Consider the following 20,444-nt stretch of genomic DNA (forward strand, 5'->3'; position numbering starts at 1 on the left):
TGGTTCGCCCCATAGTGGAGACATGAGCGTGGCAGAGGCAAAGCGCATCGACCTGTCGGCGTTCCTGCGTACGCGTCGCGAGCGGATCACCCCCGAGATGGTCGACCTCGCGCCGGGACCGCGCAGGCGGACGCCCGGCCTGCGGCGCGAGGAGGTCGCCCAGCTCGCGGGCGTCGGCGTGACCTGGTACACGTGGCTGGAGCAGGGCCGCCCGATCAACGCCAGCGCCCAGGTGCTGGACGCGATCGCCCGTACGCTCAGGCTCGACGCCGCCGAGCGCCAGCACCTCTACCGGCTGGCGGGCCAGGCGCTGAGCCCGGCCGACACCGACTCGGGCCAGGTGACGCCCGAGATGCGGCAGATCCTCGACCGGCTCGGCGACATGCCCGCCGTCGTGACCAACAGCCGGTGCGACGCCCTGGCCTGGAACGCCGCCTACGCCGCCGTGTTCCCCGAGCTGGTCAGCGCGCCGGAGGGCGAGCGGAACTCGCTCTGGTACACCTGCCTCACCCCCGCCCCCGCGACCCTGCTGCTCAACCGCGACCAGGAGCTCGCGCGGGCCGTGGCGGTGTTCAGGGGCGCCTACAGCCGCCACGTGGACGACCCCTGCTGGCAGGACTTCGTCCGCCGGCTCAGCTCGGAGAGCGCCGAGTTCGCGCGGTTGTGGGCCAGGCAGGACGTGGCCGAGCCGGGGCCGAGGGTGAAGCGGTTCAAGCACGTGGAGCTGGGGGAGCTGCGCTTCAGCACGACCAGCCTCACCGCCGTGGCCGAGATCCGGCTGGTCGTCTACACGCCGATGGACGACGCGACCCGGGAGGCGATGCGCAGGTTGCTGGCGAAGGGGGAGCCTGCGCGGTAATCCGCCCTGCATGGCATGCTCAATCCCTAAACGACCGGATTCGAGCGGAAGTGGCGGCAGATGAGATTCCCCCGTGCCCTCCCGTTGTTCGCCGTCGCCGCGTCCTTGGTGGCCTGCTCATCGGCCCCCGAGAAAGAGCCGCAGAGCAAGCAGGTGGACCAGCAGGTGGCCGAGTCGCCGACGGCGAAGCCCAAGCCGAAGCGGCGGCCGTACACGATCTCCTTCGGCGGGGACGTGCACTTCGAGGGGATGCTGCGGGGACGGCTGGCCGCCCCCGGCACGGCGCTCGGGCCGATCGCGAGCGTGCTGCGCAAGTCCGACTTATCCATGGTGAACCTGGAGACGGCGATCACCACGGGCGGGACGCCGGCGCCGGGCAAGCAGTTCACCTTCCGGGCGCCGCCGACCGCCTTCACCGCGTTGAAGGCCGCCGGGGTCGACGTCGTGTCCATGGCCAACAACCACGGCATGGACTACATGGAGACCGGCCTGGCGGACACGCTGGCGGCGATCAGGACCAGCAAGTTCCCCGTGGTGGGGATCGGGAAGGACGCGGCGCAGGCGTACAGGCCGTTCCGCAAGACCGTGAACGGCAACCGGGTGGCCATCATCGGGGCCACGCAGGTGCTGGACGCGGAGTTCATCCAGTCGTGGACGGCCACCGCCGACAAGGGCGGGCTGGCCTCGGCCAAGGACGAGGCCGGCCTGTTGCGGGCGGTACGGCAGGCGCGGAAGAACTCCGACACCGTGATCGTCCACCTGCACTGGGGCACCGAGATGCAGAAGTGCCCGAACCCGGCGCAGCTCTCGCTGGCCCCCAAACTGGTCGAGGCGGGCGCCGACGTGGTGGTCGGCGGGCACGCGCACATCCTGCTCGGATCCGGGTACCTGGACAACGCGTACGTCAACTACGGCATGGGCAACTTCGTCTTCTACAACTCCACCCCCGGCACCACGGGCCGGACCGGCGTCCTGACGCTGACCATCAACGGGCGGAAGGTGCTCAAGGACAGCTGGACCCCGGCCACCATCCAAGGGGGTGTGCCCGTCCCGATGACGGGGCCCGCCCGGACCCAGGCGGTCGCGGACTGGAAGGCGCTGCGCTCCTGCGCCGGGCTGGCCGCGCGTCCCTGAACGATCTACGCTACTGGATGGTTCGTCCAATAGGAGGTCGCGATGCGATGGGTCGAGTCCGGTGACGTGCGGCTGGCGGTCTTCGAGGAAGGCGACCCGGCGAACCCGACGGTGCTGCTGCTCCACGGCTACCCCGACACGCACCGCGTCTGGGACGAGGTGGCCGCGCTCCTGCGCGACCGCTACCACGTCGTCCGGTACGACGTGCGCGGAGCGGGGGAGTCCGCGGCGCCACGGGACAGCCGGGACTATGACTTCGACCACCTGATCGCCGACCTCGATGCCGTGATCGATGCCGTGATCGACGCTGGGGGCGCGTCCAGGGTGCATCTCGTGGGGCATGACTGGGGGTCGCTCCAGGGCTGGGAGGCCCTCGGGCGGGCCGGGATCCGGGAACGGATCGCGTCCTTCACGAGCCTGGGCGGGCCCGGGCTGCGGCAGGCCGCTCATTTCCTGCGGCACGGGAAGCGGCGGGACGTCGCGGCGCAGCGCATCAAGTCCTGGTACATCGGGGCATTTCAGGTTCCGGTGGTGCCGGAGCTGGCGTGGGGCTCGGTCATGCCGGGGATCATCTCCCGTACGCTGCGGCGCGAGGGCATCTCGCCGCGGCCCGGGCATCCGGCGCCGACGCTGGCCAAGGACGGGCGCAACGGGCTCTGGATGTACCGGCGGAACATGGGCGCGGACGGCGATCCGGGCGTCGGCGACGTGCCCGTGCAGATCATCGAGGCCACGCGGGACGCCTTCGTGACCCCGGCGCTGCTGGCCTCGATCGGGCAGTGGGTGCCCAGGCTCCGGCACCGGAAGGTGGCGGCCGGGCACTGGGCGCACCGGAGCCGTCCCGAGGCGGTGGCCCGGCTGATCGCCGAGTTCGCCGACGGCGCCCACGCCGTGCGGCGGTCGCGGCGGGCCTTCGACGGGCGGCTGGTGGTGGTCACCGGGGCGGGGTCCGGGATCGGGCTGGCGACGGCGCGGGCGTTCGCTGCCCACGGCGCCGAGGTGGTGTGCGCGGACATCGACGCCGACGCGGCGGCACGGGCCGCCGACGCCATCGCCGAGGACCTCGGGAGTACGGGGCACGCCGTGCAGGTCGATGTATCGAATATCGACCAAATGGAAGATTTTTCGCGAAATATCATCGCTCAATATGGGGTGCCGGACATTGTGGTGAACAATGCCGGGATCGCCGTCGCCGGGTCTTTTCTTGATCATACGGTGGACGACTGGCGCAGGACCGTCGACGTCAATCTGTGGGGCGTCATCCACGGATGCCGGCTCTTCGGCGCCGCCATGGTCGAACGCGGCGAGGGCGGCCACATCGTCAACGTCGCCTCTCTGGCCGCGTTCGCGCCGTCCCGGCTGCTGCCCGCGTACTCGACCTCCAAGGCGGCCGTGAAGATGCTCAGCGACTGCCTCAGGGCCGAGCTGGCCGGGCACGGGATCGGGGTGAGCGCCGTCTGCCCGGGGTTCGTCTCGACGCCGATCGCGCGCAACGCCACGTACGTGGGCGCTGACCTGCGCGAAGACGCCGTACGGGGCCTGGTGCGGCGCGGTTATCCCGCCGAGCGGGTGGCTGCCCACATTCTGCGCGCCGTACACCGGAATCAGGCCGTTGTGCCGGTCAACCTGGAGGGGAAAATCGGGTATGCCCTTTCCCGGATTTCGCCTGGAACGATGCGCGCGCTCGCGCGTCGGAGCGGAACCATAAGAAATCCAGGAATTGGCAGGTAACGATCGCCCATCCGGGAGAAGATGACTGCGTGTCCTCGCCGCAACTCGATGATGATTGCGCCCAGCCCAGAGCACTCAGGCGCCAGCCGGCCCAGCGCCGCAGCGCACGCCGCGTGGAGCGGATGCTCGACGCGTGCGCGGAGCTACTCGACGAGACCGGATACGAGGCCCTGTCCACCACTCGCATCGCCGAGCGGGCAGGGGTCGCGATCGGGTCGATCTACCAGTTCTTCCCTGACAAACGGGCCGTCACGCAGGAGCTCACCCGGCGCAACGTCGAGGAGTTCGTGCGCAGGGTCGACCGCAGGTTCCTCACGGAGGAATATCGCGGCTGGTGGGAGGCCATCGATGCGATCATCGACGAGTACGTCGACATGCACAGGACGGTCCCCGGCTTCAAGAGCCTCCACTTCGGCGACGCCGTCGACCTCAACCTGCTCGACTCCGACTCCGACAACAACACCGTGATCGCGGGGCGGTTGCGGGGGTTGCTGCTCAAGGAGTTCGGGCTGGCCGACAGCCCGGAGCTCGACCTGGCCGTGCTGGTGGCGGTCGAGGCCGGCGACGCCGTGCTCAAGCTGGCCTTCCGCCGCGACCCCAAGGGCTCACCGGAGATCATCGACGCGGCCAAACAGCTGATCCGGGGCTTCCTGTCGCGCCAGTTGCGGTCCTGGCCGGTCCGCTAGTCCGGCCTGAAGTCCGCCACTTCCTTGATCAGGCCTGCCAGCCAGGCAGGCACCCGCCTCCCGTGCTCGCCGAGGGCGATCGCGGGCACCTGCTGGAACCGCGGGGTGGCTGGCGTCCGCAGGCATGGTGACGACATCGAGGCGGGACGGGCTTCCCTTGCCTCGCGGACATGCAGCCTTGCCTCCAGGGCATGCAAGTTGCGCTCCGCGGATTCGATGGCCTCCAATCGGGCCGACAAATAACCCGCCACACCGGGGACGAGGGCCGCCAACACGACGACACAGGCCAGTGTGAAGGTCATCTGCTTGGACACGCCCATCACAGCCCCCTTGCTCGCGTAGCAGCAAAGCGACCCGTATATGCCCTGTCACCTGGGCGGACACGCTCAGGGTCAGCACTATTGGACGCGGCGTTACCGAATTTGTGACTGACCGGCGATGCGCATTGACCGGGCAAAGCGCCGACTGGCTCGGTAGTCTCGCGGTGTGGCGCATGTGACCCGTGAGCACCTTGATCGTCTGCTTGAGCAGGCCCTATTGGCCGACGACCACAGTTCCCTGGCCAGTCGGCTGTACGACGTAGCGCTCGGCTATTCGTCGGGCGACGTCTCCAGGGCGTCCATCCTGGTCCTCGCTGCCGAAGAATGGCGGGCGGCAGGCCAGCCGGCGCGCGCTATGGAGTGTTTCCAGCGCGCGGTCGAGGACGGCGGCGAGGCGGGCTTCGACCCGCGCGCCGGCATCGCCGACACGCTCTTCGAGCTCGACCGGCCCGATGAGGCTAGGGAGGTCATCGAGACCATACGCGCGGAGGGCGGCGTCTCCACGGCGACCGCTCATACGATCGCCGAGACGCTGGTCGCCTACGGGGACCTCCAGGGAGGGCTCGAATGGGCCACCCAGGCGGTCCTGGGATGCGACGAGAACGATCCGGAGCAGGGGGCGCTCCTGCGCACCCGCTACCGCATCCGGGTCGACCTCGGGCTCCCTGAGGACGAGCTGGACGCCCTCGCCCGCTGACCACCCCACCACCCGGCCCGCCTCGGCTCCCAGGACGGCTCAGAGCCCTCTGGGGCGCCTTCGGGCGGGTCGGGTGGCGTGGGCCGCTTCGGGGCGGCCCGGCTGCGGGTGAATCAGGTGTGGGCGGTTCAGCGCAGCCCCAGCTCCCGCGCCAGCCCCGTGAACCCGTCCACCGCGGGCTGGCCGCCCGGCAGCATCGAGGTGCCCTCGACGCTCTGCACCGCCTTGGGCAGCAGGATGTCGACCACCTGGGACCCGACCTCCGCGACCGGCTCCTTCAGGTCCAGCGGCGACTCGACGGCGGAGCCCGCGACGCGGTTCTGGTACGGAGCGGCGTTCCCGAGCGGCATCTCGGCGGGCAGCTTGGCCACCAGCGGCGTCTGCGGCAGCACAGGGAGGGCGGGCAGCGCGGGCACCTCGGCCGCGGTCGCCAGATCCTTCATCGACGTCGAACCCGGCACCACGGGGAACAGCGCGGGCGAGGCCGAGAACAGCGAGGGCATGCCCCAGTTCGCCGCCAGCCCGCCCAGGTCGGCGATGCCGAGCGCCTCGCGCCCGGTGGCCAGCCCCGTCAGGCCGAGCTGCCTGGCCATCTCCCCGGCCGCCATGGCGAGCTTGTTGCTCTCGGTGGTGACCAGCTTGCCGCCGCGGGCGCCGGCTCCGTCCAGGCGCACCTGGGTGCGCTCCTCACAGTACGTGGCGATCGACTTGGGCGACAGCAGGGCGGGCTCCCCGCCCTTGCACATGTCGGCCGTCGAGGGGGTCGCGGCCAGCCAGGTGATGCCCGCGGTCAGAGTGGCCACCGCGATGATGCTCCGGATCTTCTGAGATGACACGTCACGTCCCTGATCGTTTTCGGTGATCCGACGAACGCTGAACGTAGTCACACATTCGGCCGCGGGCGTGCGGCTTGTCCGAAGAGTGGACCGGACCTTACCAAAGACGTGGCCGGATGACCCGGACATGACACGCCGACCAGGGCCACCACGTGCCGAAACCACGCGCGGAGAAGGACGACACGCCGGAGCCCGGAGACCCCGCCAGGGTCCCCGGGCTCCGGGAGAACGCCGTCAGGCGCGCTGGATCAGGAGTTCGTCGTCCCCGAGGTCGACCTTGACCTTGTCGCCGTCCACGACCGCGCCCGACAGCACGGCCTTGGCCAGCTTGTCGCCGATGGCGGACTGGACCAGGCGGCGCAGCGGACGGGCGCCGTACAGCGGGTCGTAGCCTGTCAGCGCCAGCCACTCGCGGGCGGCGGGCGTGACCTCCAGCGCCAGCCGGCGGTCGGCCAGGCGCCGCGCCAGCCGCTCGACCTGCAGGTCGACGATCTGCGCCAGCTCCTCCGTGCCCAGCGCGTCGAAGAGGATCACGTCGTCGAGCCGGTTGAGGAACTCCGGCTTGAACGCGTTGCGCACCGCGCCCATGACAGCCTCGCGCTTGGCGCCGTTCTCCAGCTTGGGGTCGATGAGGAACTGCGACCCGATGTTGGAGGTGAGGATCAGGATCGTGTTGCGGAAGTCGACCGTGCGGCCCTGCCCGTCGGTCAGCCGCCCGTCGTCGAGCACCTGGAGGAGGATGTCGAAGACCTCGGGATGGGCCTTCTCGACCTCGTCCAGCAGCACGACCGTGTACGGGCGCCGCCGGACGGCCTCGGTGAGCTGGCCGCCCTCCTCGTAACCGATGTAGCCGGGAGGCGCGCCGACGAGCCTGGCCACGCTGTGCTTCTCGGAGTATTCGCTCATGTCGATCCGGGTCATCGCCCGCTCGTCGTCGAACAGGAACTCCGCCAGCGCCTTGGCCAGCTCGGTCTTGCCCACCCCCGTGGGCCCGAGGAACAGGAACGAGCCCGTCGGCCGGTCGATGTCGGCGATGCCCGCCCGGCTGCGGCGTACGGCGTCGGAGACGGCCTGTACGGCCTTCTGCTGCCCGATCAGCCGCCTGCCCAGCTCGTCCTCCATGCGCAGCAGCTTGGCCGTCTCGGCCTCCAGGAGCCGCCCCGCGGGGATGCCGGTCCACGACGAGATCACCTCGGCGATGTCGTCGGCCCCGACCTCCTCCTTGACCATGGCGTTGTCCGGCGGCGCCGCGTCGGAGGCGGCCTTCAGCGCCTGCTCCAGCCGGGGCACCTCGGCGTACATGAGCCTGGAGGCGGCCTCGAAGTCGCCGTCGCGCTGAGCCCGCTCGGCGGCGCCGCGCGCCTCGTCGAGCTGCTTCTTCAGCTCGCCGACCTTGTTGAGCCCGGCCTTCTCGTGCTCCCAGCGGCCGACGAGGGCGTTGAGCTCCTCCTGGCGGTCGGCCAGCTCCTTGCGGAGGCGTTCGAGCCGCTGGACGGAGGCCTCGTCGGTCTCCTTGGACAGGGCCAGCTCCTCCATCTTCATCCGGTCGACATTGCGCTGGAGCTGGTCGATCTCCACGGGACGGGAGTCGATCTCCATGCGCAGCCGCGAGGCGGCCTCGTCGACCAGGTCGATGGCCTTGTCGGGGAGGAAGCGGTTGGTGATGTAGCGGTCGGACAGCGCGGCGGCGGCCACCAGCGCGCTGTCGGCGATCTGCACCTGGTGATGGGCCTCGTAGCGGCTCTTCAGCCCGCGCAGGATCGCGATCGTGTCCTCGACCGAGGGCTCGCCCACGTAGACCTGCTGGAAGCGGCGCTCCAGCGCCGGGTCCTTCTCGATGCGCTCGCGGTACTCGTCGAGCGTCGTCGCGCCGATCATGCGCAGCTCGCCGCGGGCCAGCATCGGCTTGAGCATGTTGCCCGCGTCCATCGCGCCCTCGGCGGCCCCGGCGCCCACGACGGTGTGCAGCTCGTCGATGAACGTCACGATCTGCCCGTCGCTCTCCTTGATCTCGGAGAGCACGGCCTTGAGCCGCTCCTCGAACTCGCCGCGGTATTTCGCGCCGGCGACCATCGCGCCCAGGTCGAGCGAGATCAGCCGCTTGTTGCGCAGGGACTCGGGCACGTCGCCGGCCACGATGCGCTGGGCCAGGCCCTCGACGACCGCGGTCTTGCCGACGCCGGGCTCGCCGATGAGCACCGGGTTGTTCTTGGTGCGCCGGCTGAGCACCTGGACGACGCGGCGGATCTCGGAGTCGCGGCCGATGACGGGGTCGAGCTTGCCGGCGCGGGCGCGCTCGGTCAGGTCGACGCCGTACTTCTCCAGCGCCTGGTAGGTGTCCTCAGGGGTCTCGCTGGTGACGCGGGCGTGCCCGCGTACCTTCTCGAACGCGTCGAGCAGCGCCTGCGGCGTCGCGCCCTGCGACTTGAGCAGCTCGGCCACCTGGCCGCCGTCGGCGGCCAGGCCGACCAGGAGGTGCTCGGTGGAGACGTAGAGGTCTTCGAGCCGGTTGGCGTGCTGGGCGGCGGTGTTGAGCACCGTGAGGAGCTGGCGGGAGCTCGACGGCGCCCCCACCGTCGCGCCCTGCGCCTTCGGTAGCGCCGCGAGCTGCTCCTCGGCCCGCGCCCGCAGCGTGCGCCAGTCGGCGCCGACGGCTTCGAGCAGGGGTGCGGCGGTGCCGCCCGTCTGGGAGAGCAGGGTGGTCAGCAGGTGGGCCGGGGAGATCTCAGGGTTGCCCTCCGCGGCGGCACGCCGCATGGCACCCGAGAGCGCTTCCTGGCTCTTCTGGGTGAGCTTGTAGTCCATTCTTTCTATGCCCCCGGTGGCAGCTCATATCGGATCAACGCTCTGACCATGCGCATCTCGGCACGCAGGCGGTGAACCTCCTCACGCAGCCGCAGAGCTTCGTTCTCGAGTTCGAGGATCCGCTTGATGCCCGCGAGGTTGATGCCCTCCTCCTGGGAGAGCCGCTGCACCTCGCGCAGCTGGATGATGTCGCGGGTCGAATAGAGGCGGCCGCGCCCCGCCGTGCGGCCAGGACTGACCAGGCCCAGCCGGTCGTACTGGCGCAGCGTCTGCGGGTGGAGCCCCGACAGCTGCGCGGCCACCGAGATCACGTATACAGGTGTGTCATCTGACAGGTCGAAATAATTGGCGTCCATCGGCTACTCGCTTCTGGCTCGCTGAATCAGCTCAGCGCGCGGGTCTTCACCCGCGGTCGCGGTGTTGAACTCGTTGAGGAGCTCACGTGACTTGTCGTCGAGCGTCTTCGGCACCACCACCTCGACCATGGCGAGCAGGTCTCCCTTGGTGCCGTCTTTGCGGGTCACGCCCCTGCCGCGCACACGGAACGTGCGCCCGTTGGGCGTGCCCGTGGGAATGCGCAGCGTGACCGGCATGCCCTTGAGGATCGGCACCTTGATCTCCGCGCCGAGCGCCGCCTCCGTGAACGTGACCGGCACGGTGATCGTCAGGTTTTCACCCGACCGGCCGAAGACGGCGTGCGGCTTGACATGCGTGAGGATGTAGAGGTCGCCGGCGGGCCCGCCGTTCTCGCCCGGCGCCCCCTTGGCCTTGAGCTTGACCCGCTGGCCGTCGGCCACGCCGGCGGGGATGCGGGCCTGGATGGTGCGGGTGCTCTTGGCCCGGCCGCTGCCCTCGCACACGGGGCAGGGGTCGTCCACGATCAGCCCGCGGCCCTTGCAGTCGCGGCAGGGCTCGGAGAAGGCGAAGTTGCCCAGGTTTCGGCTGGCCGCGCCCGTGCCCTCGCAGGTGGGACAGACCCTGGGGGTCGTGCCCGCCTTGGCGCCGGTGCCGGTGCACGCGGCGCAGGCGGCCGAGCTGGTCAGCCTGAGCGACACCGTGGTGCCCTCGACCGCCTCGGTGAACGTCAGCGTGACCTCGGACTCGATGTCCTGGCCACGCCTCGGCCTGGACGTGGTGGTCGTGCGGGTGGTGCCGCCGCCACGGTTGAACAGCCCGCCGAACAGGTCGCCGAGCCGCTCGCCCGCACCGCTGCCGGTGTTCTGTCCGGTGCCGCCGAACAGGTCGCCGAAGTCGAACGGGAAACCGCCACCACCGGGCCGCTGGCCGCCCACCCCGGACCCGAACAGCGTGCGCGCCTCGTCATATTCCTTGCGGCGCTTGGTGTCGGACAGGACGTCGTAAGCCTCGGAGACCTCCTTGAACTTGGTCTCCTTGGTCACGTCGCCCTGGTTGGTGTCCGGGTGGTACTGCCTGGCCAGCTTCCGGTAGGCCTTCTTGATCTCTTCGGCGGTGGCGGTCTTGGGCACACCAAGGACGGCGTAGTAGTCCTTCTCCAGGAAGTCCTTGGTGCTCATCTACGGCCCTTCGTCCTCGTTGTCAGTTTTCGTCGTCGTCATTGGACGCGGGAATGGCGTCCCCGGGCTCCGCGACGGCCACCCGCGCCGGGCGCAGCACCCTGTCACCCATCCGGTATCCAGGCTGCAGCACCTCGATCGCGGTCGGCTCGGTGACCTCGGATGAGTAGCTGTGCATCAGCGCTTCGTGGACGGTCGGGTCGAACGGCTCGCCCTTCTGCCCGAAGGCGCTGAGGCCCAGCTTGGTGACGGCCGCCTCCAGCGACTCGGCCACCTTCGCGAAGCCCCCGGTGAGCTCGCCGTGGTCGCGGGCCCGGCCGATGTCGTCGAGCACGGGCAGGAGCTCCACCAGCGCGCCCGCGACAGCCTGTTCCCTGACCGCGGCCCGGTCGCGCTCGACCCGCTTGCGGTAGTTCACGTATTCGGCCTGGAGTCGCTGCAGGTCCGCGGTCCGCTCGGCGAGCTGGGCCTCCAGCTCGCCGTTGGCGAAGACCTCCGCCGCCGGCGGCTGGGCCGCCTGGTCGGCGACGGTGGTGTCCCTGACCTGCCCCGTGTCCGGGTCGATCTTGCGGTTGTCGCGGATCACCGGCTCGTCATGCCCGTTGTCGCGCGGCGGCATCACTTGTCCTTCTTCGGCTCGTCGTCGACGATCTCGGCCTCGACCACGTCCTCGTCGGCCTTCTGGCCGTCACCGGCGGCGGCGTCCTGCGGGGCGCCCTCGCCACCGGCCTGCTGGCCCTGGCTCGCGGCGTAGATCGCCGAACCCATCTTCTGGCTGACCGTGGCGAGCTTCTCGGCGGAGGTGCGGATGACGTCGGTGTCGGTGCCCTCCAGAGCCTTCTTCAGCTCGGACAGGGCGTCGTTGACCTCGGTCTTGATGTCGCCGGGGACCTTGTCGTCGTTCTCGCGGAGGAACTTCTCCGTCTGGTAGGCGAGCCCGTCCGCGTTGTTGCGGACCTCGGCCTCCTCGCGGCGCTTCTTGTCCTCCTCGGCGTACGACTCGGCCTCGCGCATCATCCGCTCGATGTCGTCCTTCGGCAGCGCGGAGCCGCCGGTGATCGTCATCGACTGCTCCTTGCCCGTGCCCAGGTCCTTGGCGGAGACGTTGACGATGCCGTTGGCGTCGATGTCGAAGGTGACCTCGATCTGCGGGATGCCGCGCGGCGCCGGCGCGATGCCGGTCAGCTCGAAGGTCGCCAGCTTCTTGTTGTACGAGGCGATCTCGCGCTCACCCTGGAAGACCTGGATCTGCACCGACGGCTGGTTGTCCTCGGCCGTGGTGAAGACCTCGGAGCGCTTGGTCGGGATCGTCGTGTTGCGCTCGATGATCTTGGTGAAGATGCCGCCCTTGGTCTCGATGCCCAGCGACAGCGGGGTCACGTCGAGCAGCAGGACGTCCTTGACCTCACCCTTGAGCACACCGGCCTGCAGGGCGGCGCCGATGGCGACGACCTCGTCCGGGTTGACGCCCTTGTTGGGCTCCTTGCCGCCGGTCAGCTCCCTGACCAGCTCGGTCACGGCGGGCATGCGGGTCGAGCCGCCGACGAGCACCACGTGGGCGATGTCGGAGACCTTGATGCCGGCGTCCTTGATGACCTGGTGGAACGGGCCCTTGGTCCGCTCGAGCAGGTCGGCCGTCAGCCGCTGGAACTCGGAGCGCGTCAGCTTCTCGTCGAGGTGCAGCGGGCCCTCGGACGAGGCCGTGATGTAGGGCAGGTTGATGTTGGTCTCGGACTGGCTGGACAGCTCGATCTTGGCCTTCTCGGCCGCCTCGCGCAGGCGCTGGAGCGCCATCTTGTCCTTGGACAGGTCGACGCCGTGCGCGTTCTGGAAGCGCTTGACGAGCTCGTCGACGACGCGCTGGTCCCAGTCGTCACCACCGAGGTGGTTGTCACCGGAGGTGGCCTTGACCTCGACGAAGCCGTGGCCGTCCTCCTGGCCGACGTCGAGCAGCGACACGTCGAAGGTGCCGCCACCGAGGTCGAAGACCAGGATGGTCTGGTCCTGCTCCTTGTCGAGCCCGTAGGCGAGGGCCGCCGCGGTCGGCTCGTTGATGATGCGGAGCACGTTGAGGCCCGCCACCGTGCCGGCCTCCTTGGTGGCCTGGCGCTGGGCGTCGTTGAAGTAGGCGGGAACGGTGACCACCGCGTCGGTGATCTTCTCGCCGAGGTAGGCCTCCGCGTCCTGCTTCAGCTTCTGCAGGACGAAGGCGCTGATCTGCTGGGGCGAGAACTTCTTGCCGTCGATCTCCTGGGACCAGTTGGTGCCCATCTCCCGCTTGACCGATCGGATCGTCCGGTCCACATTGGTGACGGCCTGCCGCTTGGCGACCTCACCGACGAGGACCTCGCCGTTCTTCGCGAAGGCGACCACGGACGGCGTGGTCCGCGAGCCCTGCGCGTTGGCGATGACGGTGGGCTCACCGCCCTCGAGGATCGAGACGACGGAGTTGGTCGTCCCAAGGTCGATACCTACCGCACGTGCCATGAGTACGTCCTTGTAGTCAAAGTTGAGTCTTGTGGACTCAAGGTACGAATGCCGGTCGTCTTTGTCAAACGACTTGAGCCTACTCGACTCAACCCTCGTGAGCGCGCCGGCATTCCCTCTAACGGCGGCGGATCCGCGGAAGGTTCCTGAGCATGAAGACGCCCCGGCACAGGGCCGGGGCGTCGGGCCGCATGGCGCCCTACTTGGAGCCGTCGACGATCTTGCGCTTGCCGATCGGCTTCTTGAGCGTGATCGTCGTGGTCTTCTCGATCGCGATCATGATGCACGACACGTTCCTGGCCTTGGGCGCGGTGCCCTCGTACAGGGTGACCGTGACGAACTTGGGCGACTCCTTGACCTTGACGTGGTCCAGCACCGTGCACGGGGCGACGCCCGACCACCAGGTGAGCTGGACCTTCCGCTTGGACACCGCCCTGGCCTTGGTCCAGCGGACCTTGTGGACGTTGATGGCGTTGCCGGTCGGCTTGACCGGCTCGGGGCTCTTCTTGGGGCCCGTCGTCGGAGTGGGGGTGACCGGCTCGGCCACGGCGGGCGGTTTGGCCGGGACCGCCGCGGAGGCCCGCTCGGCGGGCGCCACCGCGCCGCAACTCGTCGCGAGCACCAGACAACCGGCCAGGAGAGTCGCAGTCATTGCACGCATACCCATTCGACGGACAGGAGTGTTCCGCGGTTCATCATGCCCCGGTTTAGTGTGGTTCACGTGCTCCGTCAGGCCCTTATTGCCATATCCAAGAGCGAACGCGCCGAGCGCCTCATCTCGACGTCGCCGCTGACCGCGGGCGTGGTCGGGCGCTTCGTCGCCGGTGACGTGCGCGGGGTGATCGGCGAGCTGACCCGCAAGGGGCTGCTCGTCACCGTCGACCACCTCGGCGAGGAGGTGACCGAGCAGGCGCAGGCCGAGGAGGGGGTCGCCGAATACCTGCGGCTGCTGGCCCTGCTGCCCGCCGGCGCCGACGTGTCGGTCAAGCTGACGGCGCTCGGGCTGCGGCTGTCGGAGGGGCTCGCGTTCGACCACGCCGCCGCGATCTGCCGGGCCGCCGCGGCCCGTGACGTCACGGTGACGCTCGACGCCGAGGAGCACGACACGATCCCCGGCCTGCACTCCGTGCACGCCGCGCTGCGCAAGGACCATCCCGACGTGGGCGTGGTGGTGCAGGCGTACCTGCCGGACTCGCTGGATCGCTGCGAGAAGCTCGGCGGGGCCCGGGTGCGCCTGTGCAAGGGCGCGTACACCGCCCCGGGGGCCTACGCCAGGCCCGCCGACATCGACCGCTCCTTCGTACGGTGCCTGCGGGTCCTGATGGCCGGCACCGGCTACCCCATGGTCGCCACCCACGACCCCAGGCTCGTGCGGATCGCCTCCACGCTCGCCGTCCTGGAGGGCCGCGACGCCACCGGCTACGAGCACCAGATGCTGTACGGCGTGCGCCCCGACGAGCAGCTCCGCCTCGCTGGGCAGGGCACCAGGATGCGCGTCTACGTCCCCTACGGCTCCGACTGGTACGCCTACCTCATGCGCCGCCTGGCCGAGCGCCCCCGCAACCTGGCCTTCTTCCTCAGGTCGCTGGTGAGCCGACGGTAGGCTGCCCCAATGATTGCGATTCTGGGCACGGGCAAGATGGGCGAGGCCCTGCTGTCCGGTCTGCTGCGCGCCGGGTTCAAGCCCGGCGACATCATGGCGACCAGCCGCCGGACCGAGCGGGCGCAGGCGCTGCGCGAGACGTACGGCGTGCGCACCGTCTCCAACTCCGAGGCCGCCAAGGTCGCCGACACCCTCATCCTGGCCGTCAAGCCGCAGGACATGGCCACGCTGCTGGCCGAGATCGCCCCGTACGTGCCCGCCGACCGGCTCGTGATCACCGCCGCGGCCGGCATCACGACGGCGTTCGTGGAGCAGCGGCTCGGGGTGGACGTGCCCGTGGTCCGGGTGATGTCCAACACGCCGATCAGGTTCGACGAGGCGATGAGCGTGATCTCGGCGGGCGCCCACGCGGGCGAGGAGCACCTCAAGCGCACCGAGGGCCTGCTCAGCCCGGTCGGCAAGGTGCTGCGCATCCCCGAGTCCCAGCAGGACGCCGCCACGGCCCTGTCCGGCAGCGGCCCGGCCTACTTCTTCTACCTGGTCGAGGCCATGGTCGACGCGGGCATCCTGCTCGGCATGCCGCGGGCCGCCGCGCTCGACATGGTCACCCAGTCGATCGTCGGGGCCGCCGTGATGCTGCGCGACTCGGGCGAGCACCCGGTGATCCTGCGCGAGGCCGTCACCTCGCCGGGCGGCACGACCATCGCCGCCATCGCGGAGCTGGAGCGGCACAGCGTGCGGGCCGCGTTCCTGGCCGCGATCGAGGCCGCCCGCGACCGGGGGCGCCAGCTCGCCTCCGGCTGAGAGACCGGCCGGCCTCACTCCTACGATGGGTCGGGTGACGTTACGTCGCGGCGTCGCGCCGCTGCTCGTCCTTTTCGTACTGACCGGCTGCTCCTCCGAGTCGCCGCCCGCGGTCCAGGTCGGCGAGGTCGGCCGGGGCCCGGTCACGGAGGTCGTGGAGGCCCCCGCCACGATCGGCGCGCGTGCCTCCGCGACACTGCGCTCGCCCGCCCAGGGCACGATCGCCAAGCTGTACGTCCGCGAGGGCGACCGCGTGCGCAAGGGCCAGATCCTGGTCAGGATCAGCTCGCCCCAGGCCCAGAGCCAGCTCCGGCAGGCCCGCCAGGCCTCCAAGGTGGCCACCCCCGCGAGCTTCGGCACGCCGGAGGTCCGGCTGCCGTCGTTCGACACCCGGGCGTTCGACCGCAAGGTGGCCGCCCACTTCGCCAGGGCCCGCAAGGAGGCGAAGAAGGTCGAGGACGCGAAGACGCGCCGGCAGCTCCTGAACGCCATCGACCTCGCCCAGGCCCAGCACAAGGCGCAGACCAGGGCCCTGGCCTCGATCACCGCCCAGCTCAACCGCTCCATCAGCGGCCTGATGTCCGGCGTGACGGGCGGGCTGTCCCGCTCCATGGCCTCGCTGCAGGCGGCCTCGAAGTCGCAGGCCAAGGCCGCGGTCAAGGCGGCGGAGAGCACGGTCAGGTCGCTCACGATCAAGGCGCCGTTCGGCGGCGTCGTCACGCTCGGCCGCGCCTCGGGCGGCGGCGGGGCCGGGAGCGGCGTCGAAGGGCTGCTCAGCCGGCTGCCCGGCGGCGGGCAGCAGCTCCCGTCCCTGCCGTCGACGGGCGGCTCCACCTCCGGCAGCCCGGTCGTGGCGGGCGTCCCCGTCTCGGCGGGCGACTCCATCGTCACCGTCACCGACGTCTCCGAGCTCACCCTGGACGCCGACGTCGACGAGACCGACGTGCTGCTGGTCAAGAAGGGCGTGCGGGCCGGCGTCGAGCTGGACGCGGTGCCCGGCGCCACGTACACGGCCGTGGTGACCGGCATCGGCGTCACCCCCATGGAGGGCACCACGGGCGGCGTCAGCTACCCGGTACGGCTCACGCTCGGGCCAGGCGCCTTCGACGACGGCTCCAAGGCGCCCACCCCCAAGCCGGGCATGAGCGCCGTCACGCGGCTGACCGTGCGCGAGTCGCCCTCCGCCGTCTCGGCCCCGGCCTCGGCCATCGTCTCCAGCGGGCGCGAGAGCGTGGTCTGGGCGATCAGGAACGGCGCCGCGGAGCGCCGCGTGGTCAAGCTGGGGGCCCAGGGAGACGCGGTGGTCGAGGTGCTGAGCGGGCTGTCCGTGGGCGACCGGATCGTGGTCAAGGGCGCGGACTCCGTACGGCAAGGGCAGCGGATCCCATGACGGCCGCCATCGAGGCGGTGGACCTCACCCGGCGCTACCAGCTCGACGGCGTGGCCGTGGAGGCGCTGCGCGGCGTGTCGCTCCGGATCGACCAGGGCGAGTTCGCCGCCATCGTCGGGCCTTCCGGGTCCGGCAAGTCGACGCTCATGCACCTGCTCGGCTGCCTCGACCGTCCCAGCTCGGGCGTGCTCAAGGTCAACGGGGTGGAGATCTCCGGATTGTCCGACACCGAGCTGGCCGAGCTGCGGAACAAGACCATCGGCTTCGTCTTCCAGTCCTTCCACCTGCTGGCCAGGACGTCGGCGCTGGACAACGTGGCGCTGCCGCTGGTCTATCGGGGGGTCGGCCGGGCCGAGCGGCGCGCGCGGGCCCGTACGGCGCTGGAGGCGGTCGGGCTCGGGCACCGGCTGGAGCACCGGCCGTCCCAGATGTCGGGCGGCGAGCAGCAGCGCGTCGCCATCGCCAGGGCGCTGGTCGGGGAGCCCAAGGTGCTGCTGGCCGACGAGCCCACGGGCAACCTCGACACCGCCAACGGGGCCGAGGTCATGGCCATCCTCGACCGCCTCAACGGCGAGGGCGGGGTGGCGGTGGTGCTCGTCACGCACGAGCCGGAGGTCGCCGCCCACGCCCGGCGGCAGATCCACGTACGGGACGGATTGATCGAGAAGGACACGGCGTGAGGTCCAGCGAAGCCTTTGCGATGGCCCTGGAAGCTCTGCGGGTGAATCGGCTGCGCAGCGCGCTGACCATGCTGGGTGTGATCATCGGCGTGCTGGCCGTGGTGATCCTGGTGGCCATCGGCACCGGCGCGAAGGACGAGATCGAGAAGCAGATCTCTGGCCTCGGCACGAACATCATCCTCGTCGTCCCCGGCCGCATCAGCCTGGGCGCCGCCCCGACGCAGAGCAAGCTGGGCCTGGCCGACGTGGCCTATCTGCGGCGCGTGGTGGGCGACCCGTCGAAGGTGACGGTCTCGCTGCAGTCGGGCGAGACCGTACGCGTCGGCAGGGCCGAGGCCTTCGTCACGGTGATCGGCACCGACCAGAACCTCGTCAACATCTTCGAGCGCCCCCTGGACAAGGGCCGCCCGCTGAGCGAGACCGACGTGGACACCCGGCGCAGGGTGGCGGTGCTCGGCTCGGAGGTGGCCGACCGGCTGTTCGGCGACCTGGACCCGATCGGGCGGCAGGTGACGGTGGCCGGGGCCAGGTTCCGGGTGGTGGGCGTGTACGCCGAGATCGGGCAGACGTTCGGGCTCTCCCGCGACCAGGAGATCCACATCCCGGTGACGACGGCGCAGCGGCTGCTCGGGATCGAGCGGATCAACGGCCTGGCGGTCGGCGCGTCCGGGCCGGACGAGATCGATCCGCTGTCGGAGAAGGTGACCGCGGCGCTGCGGGCGCGGTATCCGGGCGAGCAGTTCTCGGCGGTCACGCAGACCGCGCTGCTCGGCACGATCGGCAGCGTGCTCGGCATGCTCACCGGCGTGCTGGCCGCCATCGCGGGCATCTCGCTGCTGGTCGGCGGCGTCGGCGTGTCGAACATCATGCTGGTCAGCGTCCGCGAGCGCACCCGGGAGATCGGGCTGCGCAAGGCGCTGGGGGCCAGGCAGCGCGACATCCTGGCCCAGTTCCTCATCGAGGCGGTGCTGCTGACCACGATCGGCGGGCTCGCCGGGATCGTGCTCGGGGTGGGCGGCTCGCTGGCCATCGCGACGTTCACCGAGGTGCCGGCGTCGATCACGTGGTGGTCGATCGCGCTGGCGTTCGGGGTGTCGGCGGCGGTCGGGGTGTTCTTCGGCGTGGCGCCGGCGCGGAGGGCGGGCCGGCTGGACCCCGTCATCGCCCTCCGCGCCGAGTGATCTCAGGCGTCCCGCTTCTGCATCAGGACGGCCCCCGCGATCATGGCGATCACGACCCAGACGAGGTAGACGCCGAACCCGTTCCACGGGCCGAGCGAGCTGCCGCCCCGGGGCATCACGATCTGGGAGCCCGCGTTGGTGGTGAAGTAGTCGGACACGGTCTTGCCCCACTGCCCGGGCAGCATGGTCGTCACCTGCGGCAGGACCAGCATCAGCGCGATGGCCGAGACGATCGCGCCCGGCGTGTGCCGGATGAGCGTGCCCAGCCCCAGCCCGAACAGCCCGCAGGCGGTCAGGTAGAGGCCGCCGCCGAGCACGGCCTGGACCACGTCACCCGTCTCGAGCGCCGGCGGCTGCGTGACCATCAGGCTGACGAGGACCGAGGCCCCGGAAGCGACCGTGGAGACGACCAGGGACACCGCCGTGAACACCACGATCTTGCCGGTCAGCAGGCTCATGCGCTTGGGCACGGCCATCAGCGACGTGCGGATGCCGCCCGTGCGGTATTCGCTGGAGATGACCAGCACGCCCAGCGTGGCCATGGACAGCGAGGCGAACATGGTGCCGACCAGCCCCATCATGATCGCCTGCGGTGCGTCGATCGGCCCGTCGGCCGAGTTCTTCGCGGCGATGCTGATGAGCGCGCCCATGCCCAGCATCAGCAGCGCGGTGACGGCCAGCGTCCACACCGTCGAGCGGACCGAGCGGATCTTGGTCCATTCGGACCTGAGGATGTCGATCATGACGAGAACTCCAGGCTGTCCTTGGTGAGCTCCATGTAGGCCGCTTCGAGCGAGGGCTGCACGAACGTCAGCTCCTCCAGCGGGATCCCGGCCCGCGCGGTGAGGGTGCCGATCTCGAGCGTGTTCATCGCGGTCACGCGCAGGTGGTCGGGGTGCAGCTCGCCGACCTTGACCAGCTCGGCCACCTCGGCCAGGCGAGGCGAGCGGACCCGTACGTACCCCTGAGAGCTGCGCCCGATGAACTCCTGCACGCTCGTGTCGGCGATGAGCCGACCCTTGCCGATCACGATCAGGTGGTCGGCCGTCTGCGCCATCTCGCTCATCAGGTGGCTGGAGACGAACACGGTCCGGCCCTCGGCGGCGAGCTTGCGCATGAACGTGCGGATCCACAGGATGCCGTCGGGGTCGAGCCCGTTGACGGGCTCGTCGAAGATCAGGATCTCCGGGTCGCCGAGCAGCGCCGCGGCGATGCCCAGCCGCTGCGACATGCCCAGCGAGAACCCGCCGACCCGCCGCCTGGCCACCTCGCGCAGGCCCACCGCGTCCAGCACCTCGTTCACGCGGCCCGCGGGGATGCCGTTGCTCTGGGCGATGGCCAGCAGGTGGTTGTACGCGCTCCGCCCGCCGTGCACGGCCTTGGCGTCCAGCAGCGCGCCCACCTTGCTCAGCGGATGCCTCAGCTCCCCGTACGGCCGGCCGTCCACGAGCACCGAGCCGCCGGACGGCCGGTCGAGCCCGAGGATCATGCGCATGGTCGTCGATTTGCCGGCCCCGTTCGGCCCCAGGAATCCGGTCACCTGGCCCGGCTCGACGTCGAAGGACAGGTCTGAGACGGCCGTGGTGCCGCCGTAGCGCTTGCTCAGGTTCGTAGCTCGTATCGCGCTCATGATCCCAGCGTGCCGTCGCGCGTGCCCGGTTTCCTCCTGCCCGGGAACCGTCTCCGGCGAGGGGGT

The 20,444-nt window shown here is 70.3% G+C and carries 19 protein-coding genes and 1 pseudogene; 10 read left to right on the top strand and 10 right to left on the bottom strand.

From position 1 onward, the window contains the following. The first annotated feature begins 22 nt into the window (after positions 1-22). From ACIHFD_RS48735 to ACIHFD_RS48750, 4 genes are all read left to right on the top strand, one after another. Complete coding sequence (locus ACIHFD_RS48735; protein ID WP_397372698.1) at positions 23-859, top strand: helix-turn-helix transcriptional regulator; 837 nt, start codon at positions 23-25, stop codon at positions 857-859. Between the two features lie 60 nt (positions 860-919). Beyond that, complete coding sequence (locus tag ACIHFD_RS48740; RefSeq protein ID WP_397372699.1) at positions 920-1,993, top strand: CapA family protein; 1,074 nt, start codon at positions 920-922, stop codon at positions 1,991-1,993. Positions 1,994-2,035: 42 nt separating this feature from the next. Then, a complete protein-coding gene (locus tag ACIHFD_RS48745) occupies positions 2,036-3,724 on the top strand; it encodes an SDR family oxidoreductase (RefSeq protein WP_397372700.1) in 1,689 nt (562 codons plus the stop codon). Positions 3,725-3,846: 122 nt separating this feature from the next. Continuing rightward, positions 3,847-4,410 carry a TetR family transcriptional regulator gene (locus ACIHFD_RS48750; RefSeq protein ID WP_350739856.1) on the top strand — a complete coding sequence of 188 codons (564 nt, stop codon included), beginning with the start codon at positions 3,847-3,849 and terminating at the stop codon, positions 4,408-4,410. On the opposite strand, the gene ACIHFD_RS48755 is transcribed toward ACIHFD_RS48750, so the two are convergent. Further along, a complete protein-coding gene (locus ACIHFD_RS48755; RefSeq protein WP_350739711.1) occupies positions 4,407-4,730 on the bottom strand; it encodes a hypothetical protein in 324 nt (107 codons plus the stop codon). The two genes, ACIHFD_RS48750 and ACIHFD_RS48755, sit on opposite strands and share 4 nt — an antisense overlap. 166 nt (positions 4,731-4,896) lie before the next feature. On the opposite strand from ACIHFD_RS48755, the gene ACIHFD_RS48760 reads away from it, so the two are divergent. Further along, complete coding sequence (locus tag ACIHFD_RS48760) at positions 4,897-5,427, top strand: tetratricopeptide repeat protein (RefSeq protein ID WP_313044179.1); 531 nt, start codon at positions 4,897-4,899, stop codon at positions 5,425-5,427. Positions 5,428-5,555: 128 nt separating this feature from the next. Here the strand turns inward: ACIHFD_RS48760 and ACIHFD_RS48765 are convergent, their stop codons facing one another. From ACIHFD_RS48765 to ACIHFD_RS48795, 7 genes and pseudogenes are all read right to left on the bottom strand, one after another. After that, positions 5,556-6,263, bottom strand: coding sequence for a hypothetical protein (locus ACIHFD_RS48765; protein ID WP_397372701.1), 708 nt, complete (start codon positions 6,261-6,263; stop codon positions 5,556-5,558). Between the two features lie 234 nt (positions 6,264-6,497). Further along, positions 6,498-9,068, bottom strand: a complete 2,571-nt coding sequence (gene clpB / locus ACIHFD_RS48770) for an ATP-dependent chaperone ClpB (RefSeq protein WP_397372702.1) — start codon at positions 9,066-9,068, stop codon at positions 6,498-6,500. 32 nt (positions 9,069-9,100) lie between these two features. Then, positions 9,101-9,424: pseudogene (locus ACIHFD_RS48775) on the bottom strand (heat shock protein transcriptional repressor HspR); the annotation flags it as partial. Positions 9,425-9,427: 3 nt separating this feature from the next. Next, entirely contained in the window at positions 9,428-10,603 is a 1,176-nt protein-coding gene (dnaJ, locus tag ACIHFD_RS48780) for a molecular chaperone DnaJ (protein WP_350739723.1), read from the bottom strand. Between the two features lie 22 nt (positions 10,604-10,625). Next, positions 10,626-11,222 (bottom strand): nucleotide exchange factor GrpE, encoded by a 597-nt coding sequence (gene grpE / locus ACIHFD_RS48785; RefSeq protein WP_397372703.1) that lies wholly within the window; start codon positions 11,220-11,222, stop codon positions 10,626-10,628. After that, positions 11,222-13,090 carry a molecular chaperone DnaK gene (dnaK, locus tag ACIHFD_RS48790; protein WP_350739729.1) on the bottom strand — a complete coding sequence of 623 codons (1,869 nt, stop codon included), beginning with the start codon at positions 13,088-13,090 and terminating at the stop codon, positions 11,222-11,224. The genes grpE and dnaK overlap by 1 nt, the downstream gene beginning before the upstream one ends. 199 nt (positions 13,091-13,289) lie before the next feature. Then, positions 13,290-13,742 carry a hypothetical protein gene (locus ACIHFD_RS48795; protein WP_397372704.1) on the bottom strand — a complete coding sequence of 151 codons (453 nt, stop codon included), beginning with the start codon at positions 13,740-13,742 and terminating at the stop codon, positions 13,290-13,292. A gap of 69 nt (positions 13,743-13,811) precedes the next feature. On the opposite strand from ACIHFD_RS48795, the gene ACIHFD_RS48800 reads away from it, so the two are divergent. From ACIHFD_RS48800 to ACIHFD_RS48820, 5 genes are read left to right on the top strand one after another with little or no spacing between them, the layout of a single operon-like run. After that, a complete protein-coding gene (locus tag ACIHFD_RS48800; RefSeq protein ID WP_397372705.1) occupies positions 13,812-14,693 on the top strand; it encodes a proline dehydrogenase family protein in 882 nt (293 codons plus the stop codon). 9 nt (positions 14,694-14,702) lie between these two features. Further along, entirely contained in the window at positions 14,703-15,497 is a 795-nt protein-coding gene (proC, locus tag ACIHFD_RS48805) for a pyrroline-5-carboxylate reductase (RefSeq protein WP_350739738.1), read from the top strand. Between the two features lie 34 nt (positions 15,498-15,531). Then, a complete protein-coding gene (locus tag ACIHFD_RS48810; RefSeq protein ID WP_397372706.1) occupies positions 15,532-16,887 on the top strand; it encodes an efflux RND transporter periplasmic adaptor subunit in 1,356 nt (451 codons plus the stop codon). Beyond that, positions 16,884-17,567: an ABC transporter ATP-binding protein gene (locus ACIHFD_RS48815; RefSeq protein WP_363976808.1), complete on the top strand. Its 684-nt coding sequence runs from the start codon at positions 16,884-16,886 to the stop codon at positions 17,565-17,567. Before ACIHFD_RS48810 ends, ACIHFD_RS48815 begins: the two co-directional genes overlap by 4 nt. Continuing rightward, positions 17,564-18,748: an ABC transporter permease gene (locus ACIHFD_RS48820; RefSeq protein ID WP_397372707.1), complete on the top strand. Its 1,185-nt coding sequence runs from the start codon at positions 17,564-17,566 to the stop codon at positions 18,746-18,748. Before ACIHFD_RS48815 ends, ACIHFD_RS48820 begins: the two co-directional genes overlap by 4 nt. A 2-nt stretch (positions 18,749-18,750) precedes the next feature. Here the strand turns inward: ACIHFD_RS48820 and ACIHFD_RS48825 are convergent, their stop codons facing one another. Together ACIHFD_RS48825 and ACIHFD_RS48830 are read right to left on the bottom strand one after the other, a co-directional pair. After that, positions 18,751-19,491 carry an ABC transporter permease subunit gene (locus tag ACIHFD_RS48825; RefSeq protein WP_363976802.1) on the bottom strand — a complete coding sequence of 247 codons (741 nt, stop codon included), beginning with the start codon at positions 19,489-19,491 and terminating at the stop codon, positions 18,751-18,753. Next, complete coding sequence (locus ACIHFD_RS48830; RefSeq protein ID WP_397372708.1) at positions 19,488-20,378, bottom strand: ABC transporter ATP-binding protein; 891 nt, start codon at positions 20,376-20,378, stop codon at positions 19,488-19,490. The genes ACIHFD_RS48825 and ACIHFD_RS48830 overlap by 4 nt, the downstream gene beginning before the upstream one ends. Positions 20,379-20,444 lie beyond the last annotated feature (66 nt).

Source organism: Nonomuraea sp. NPDC051941, assembly GCF_044593615.1.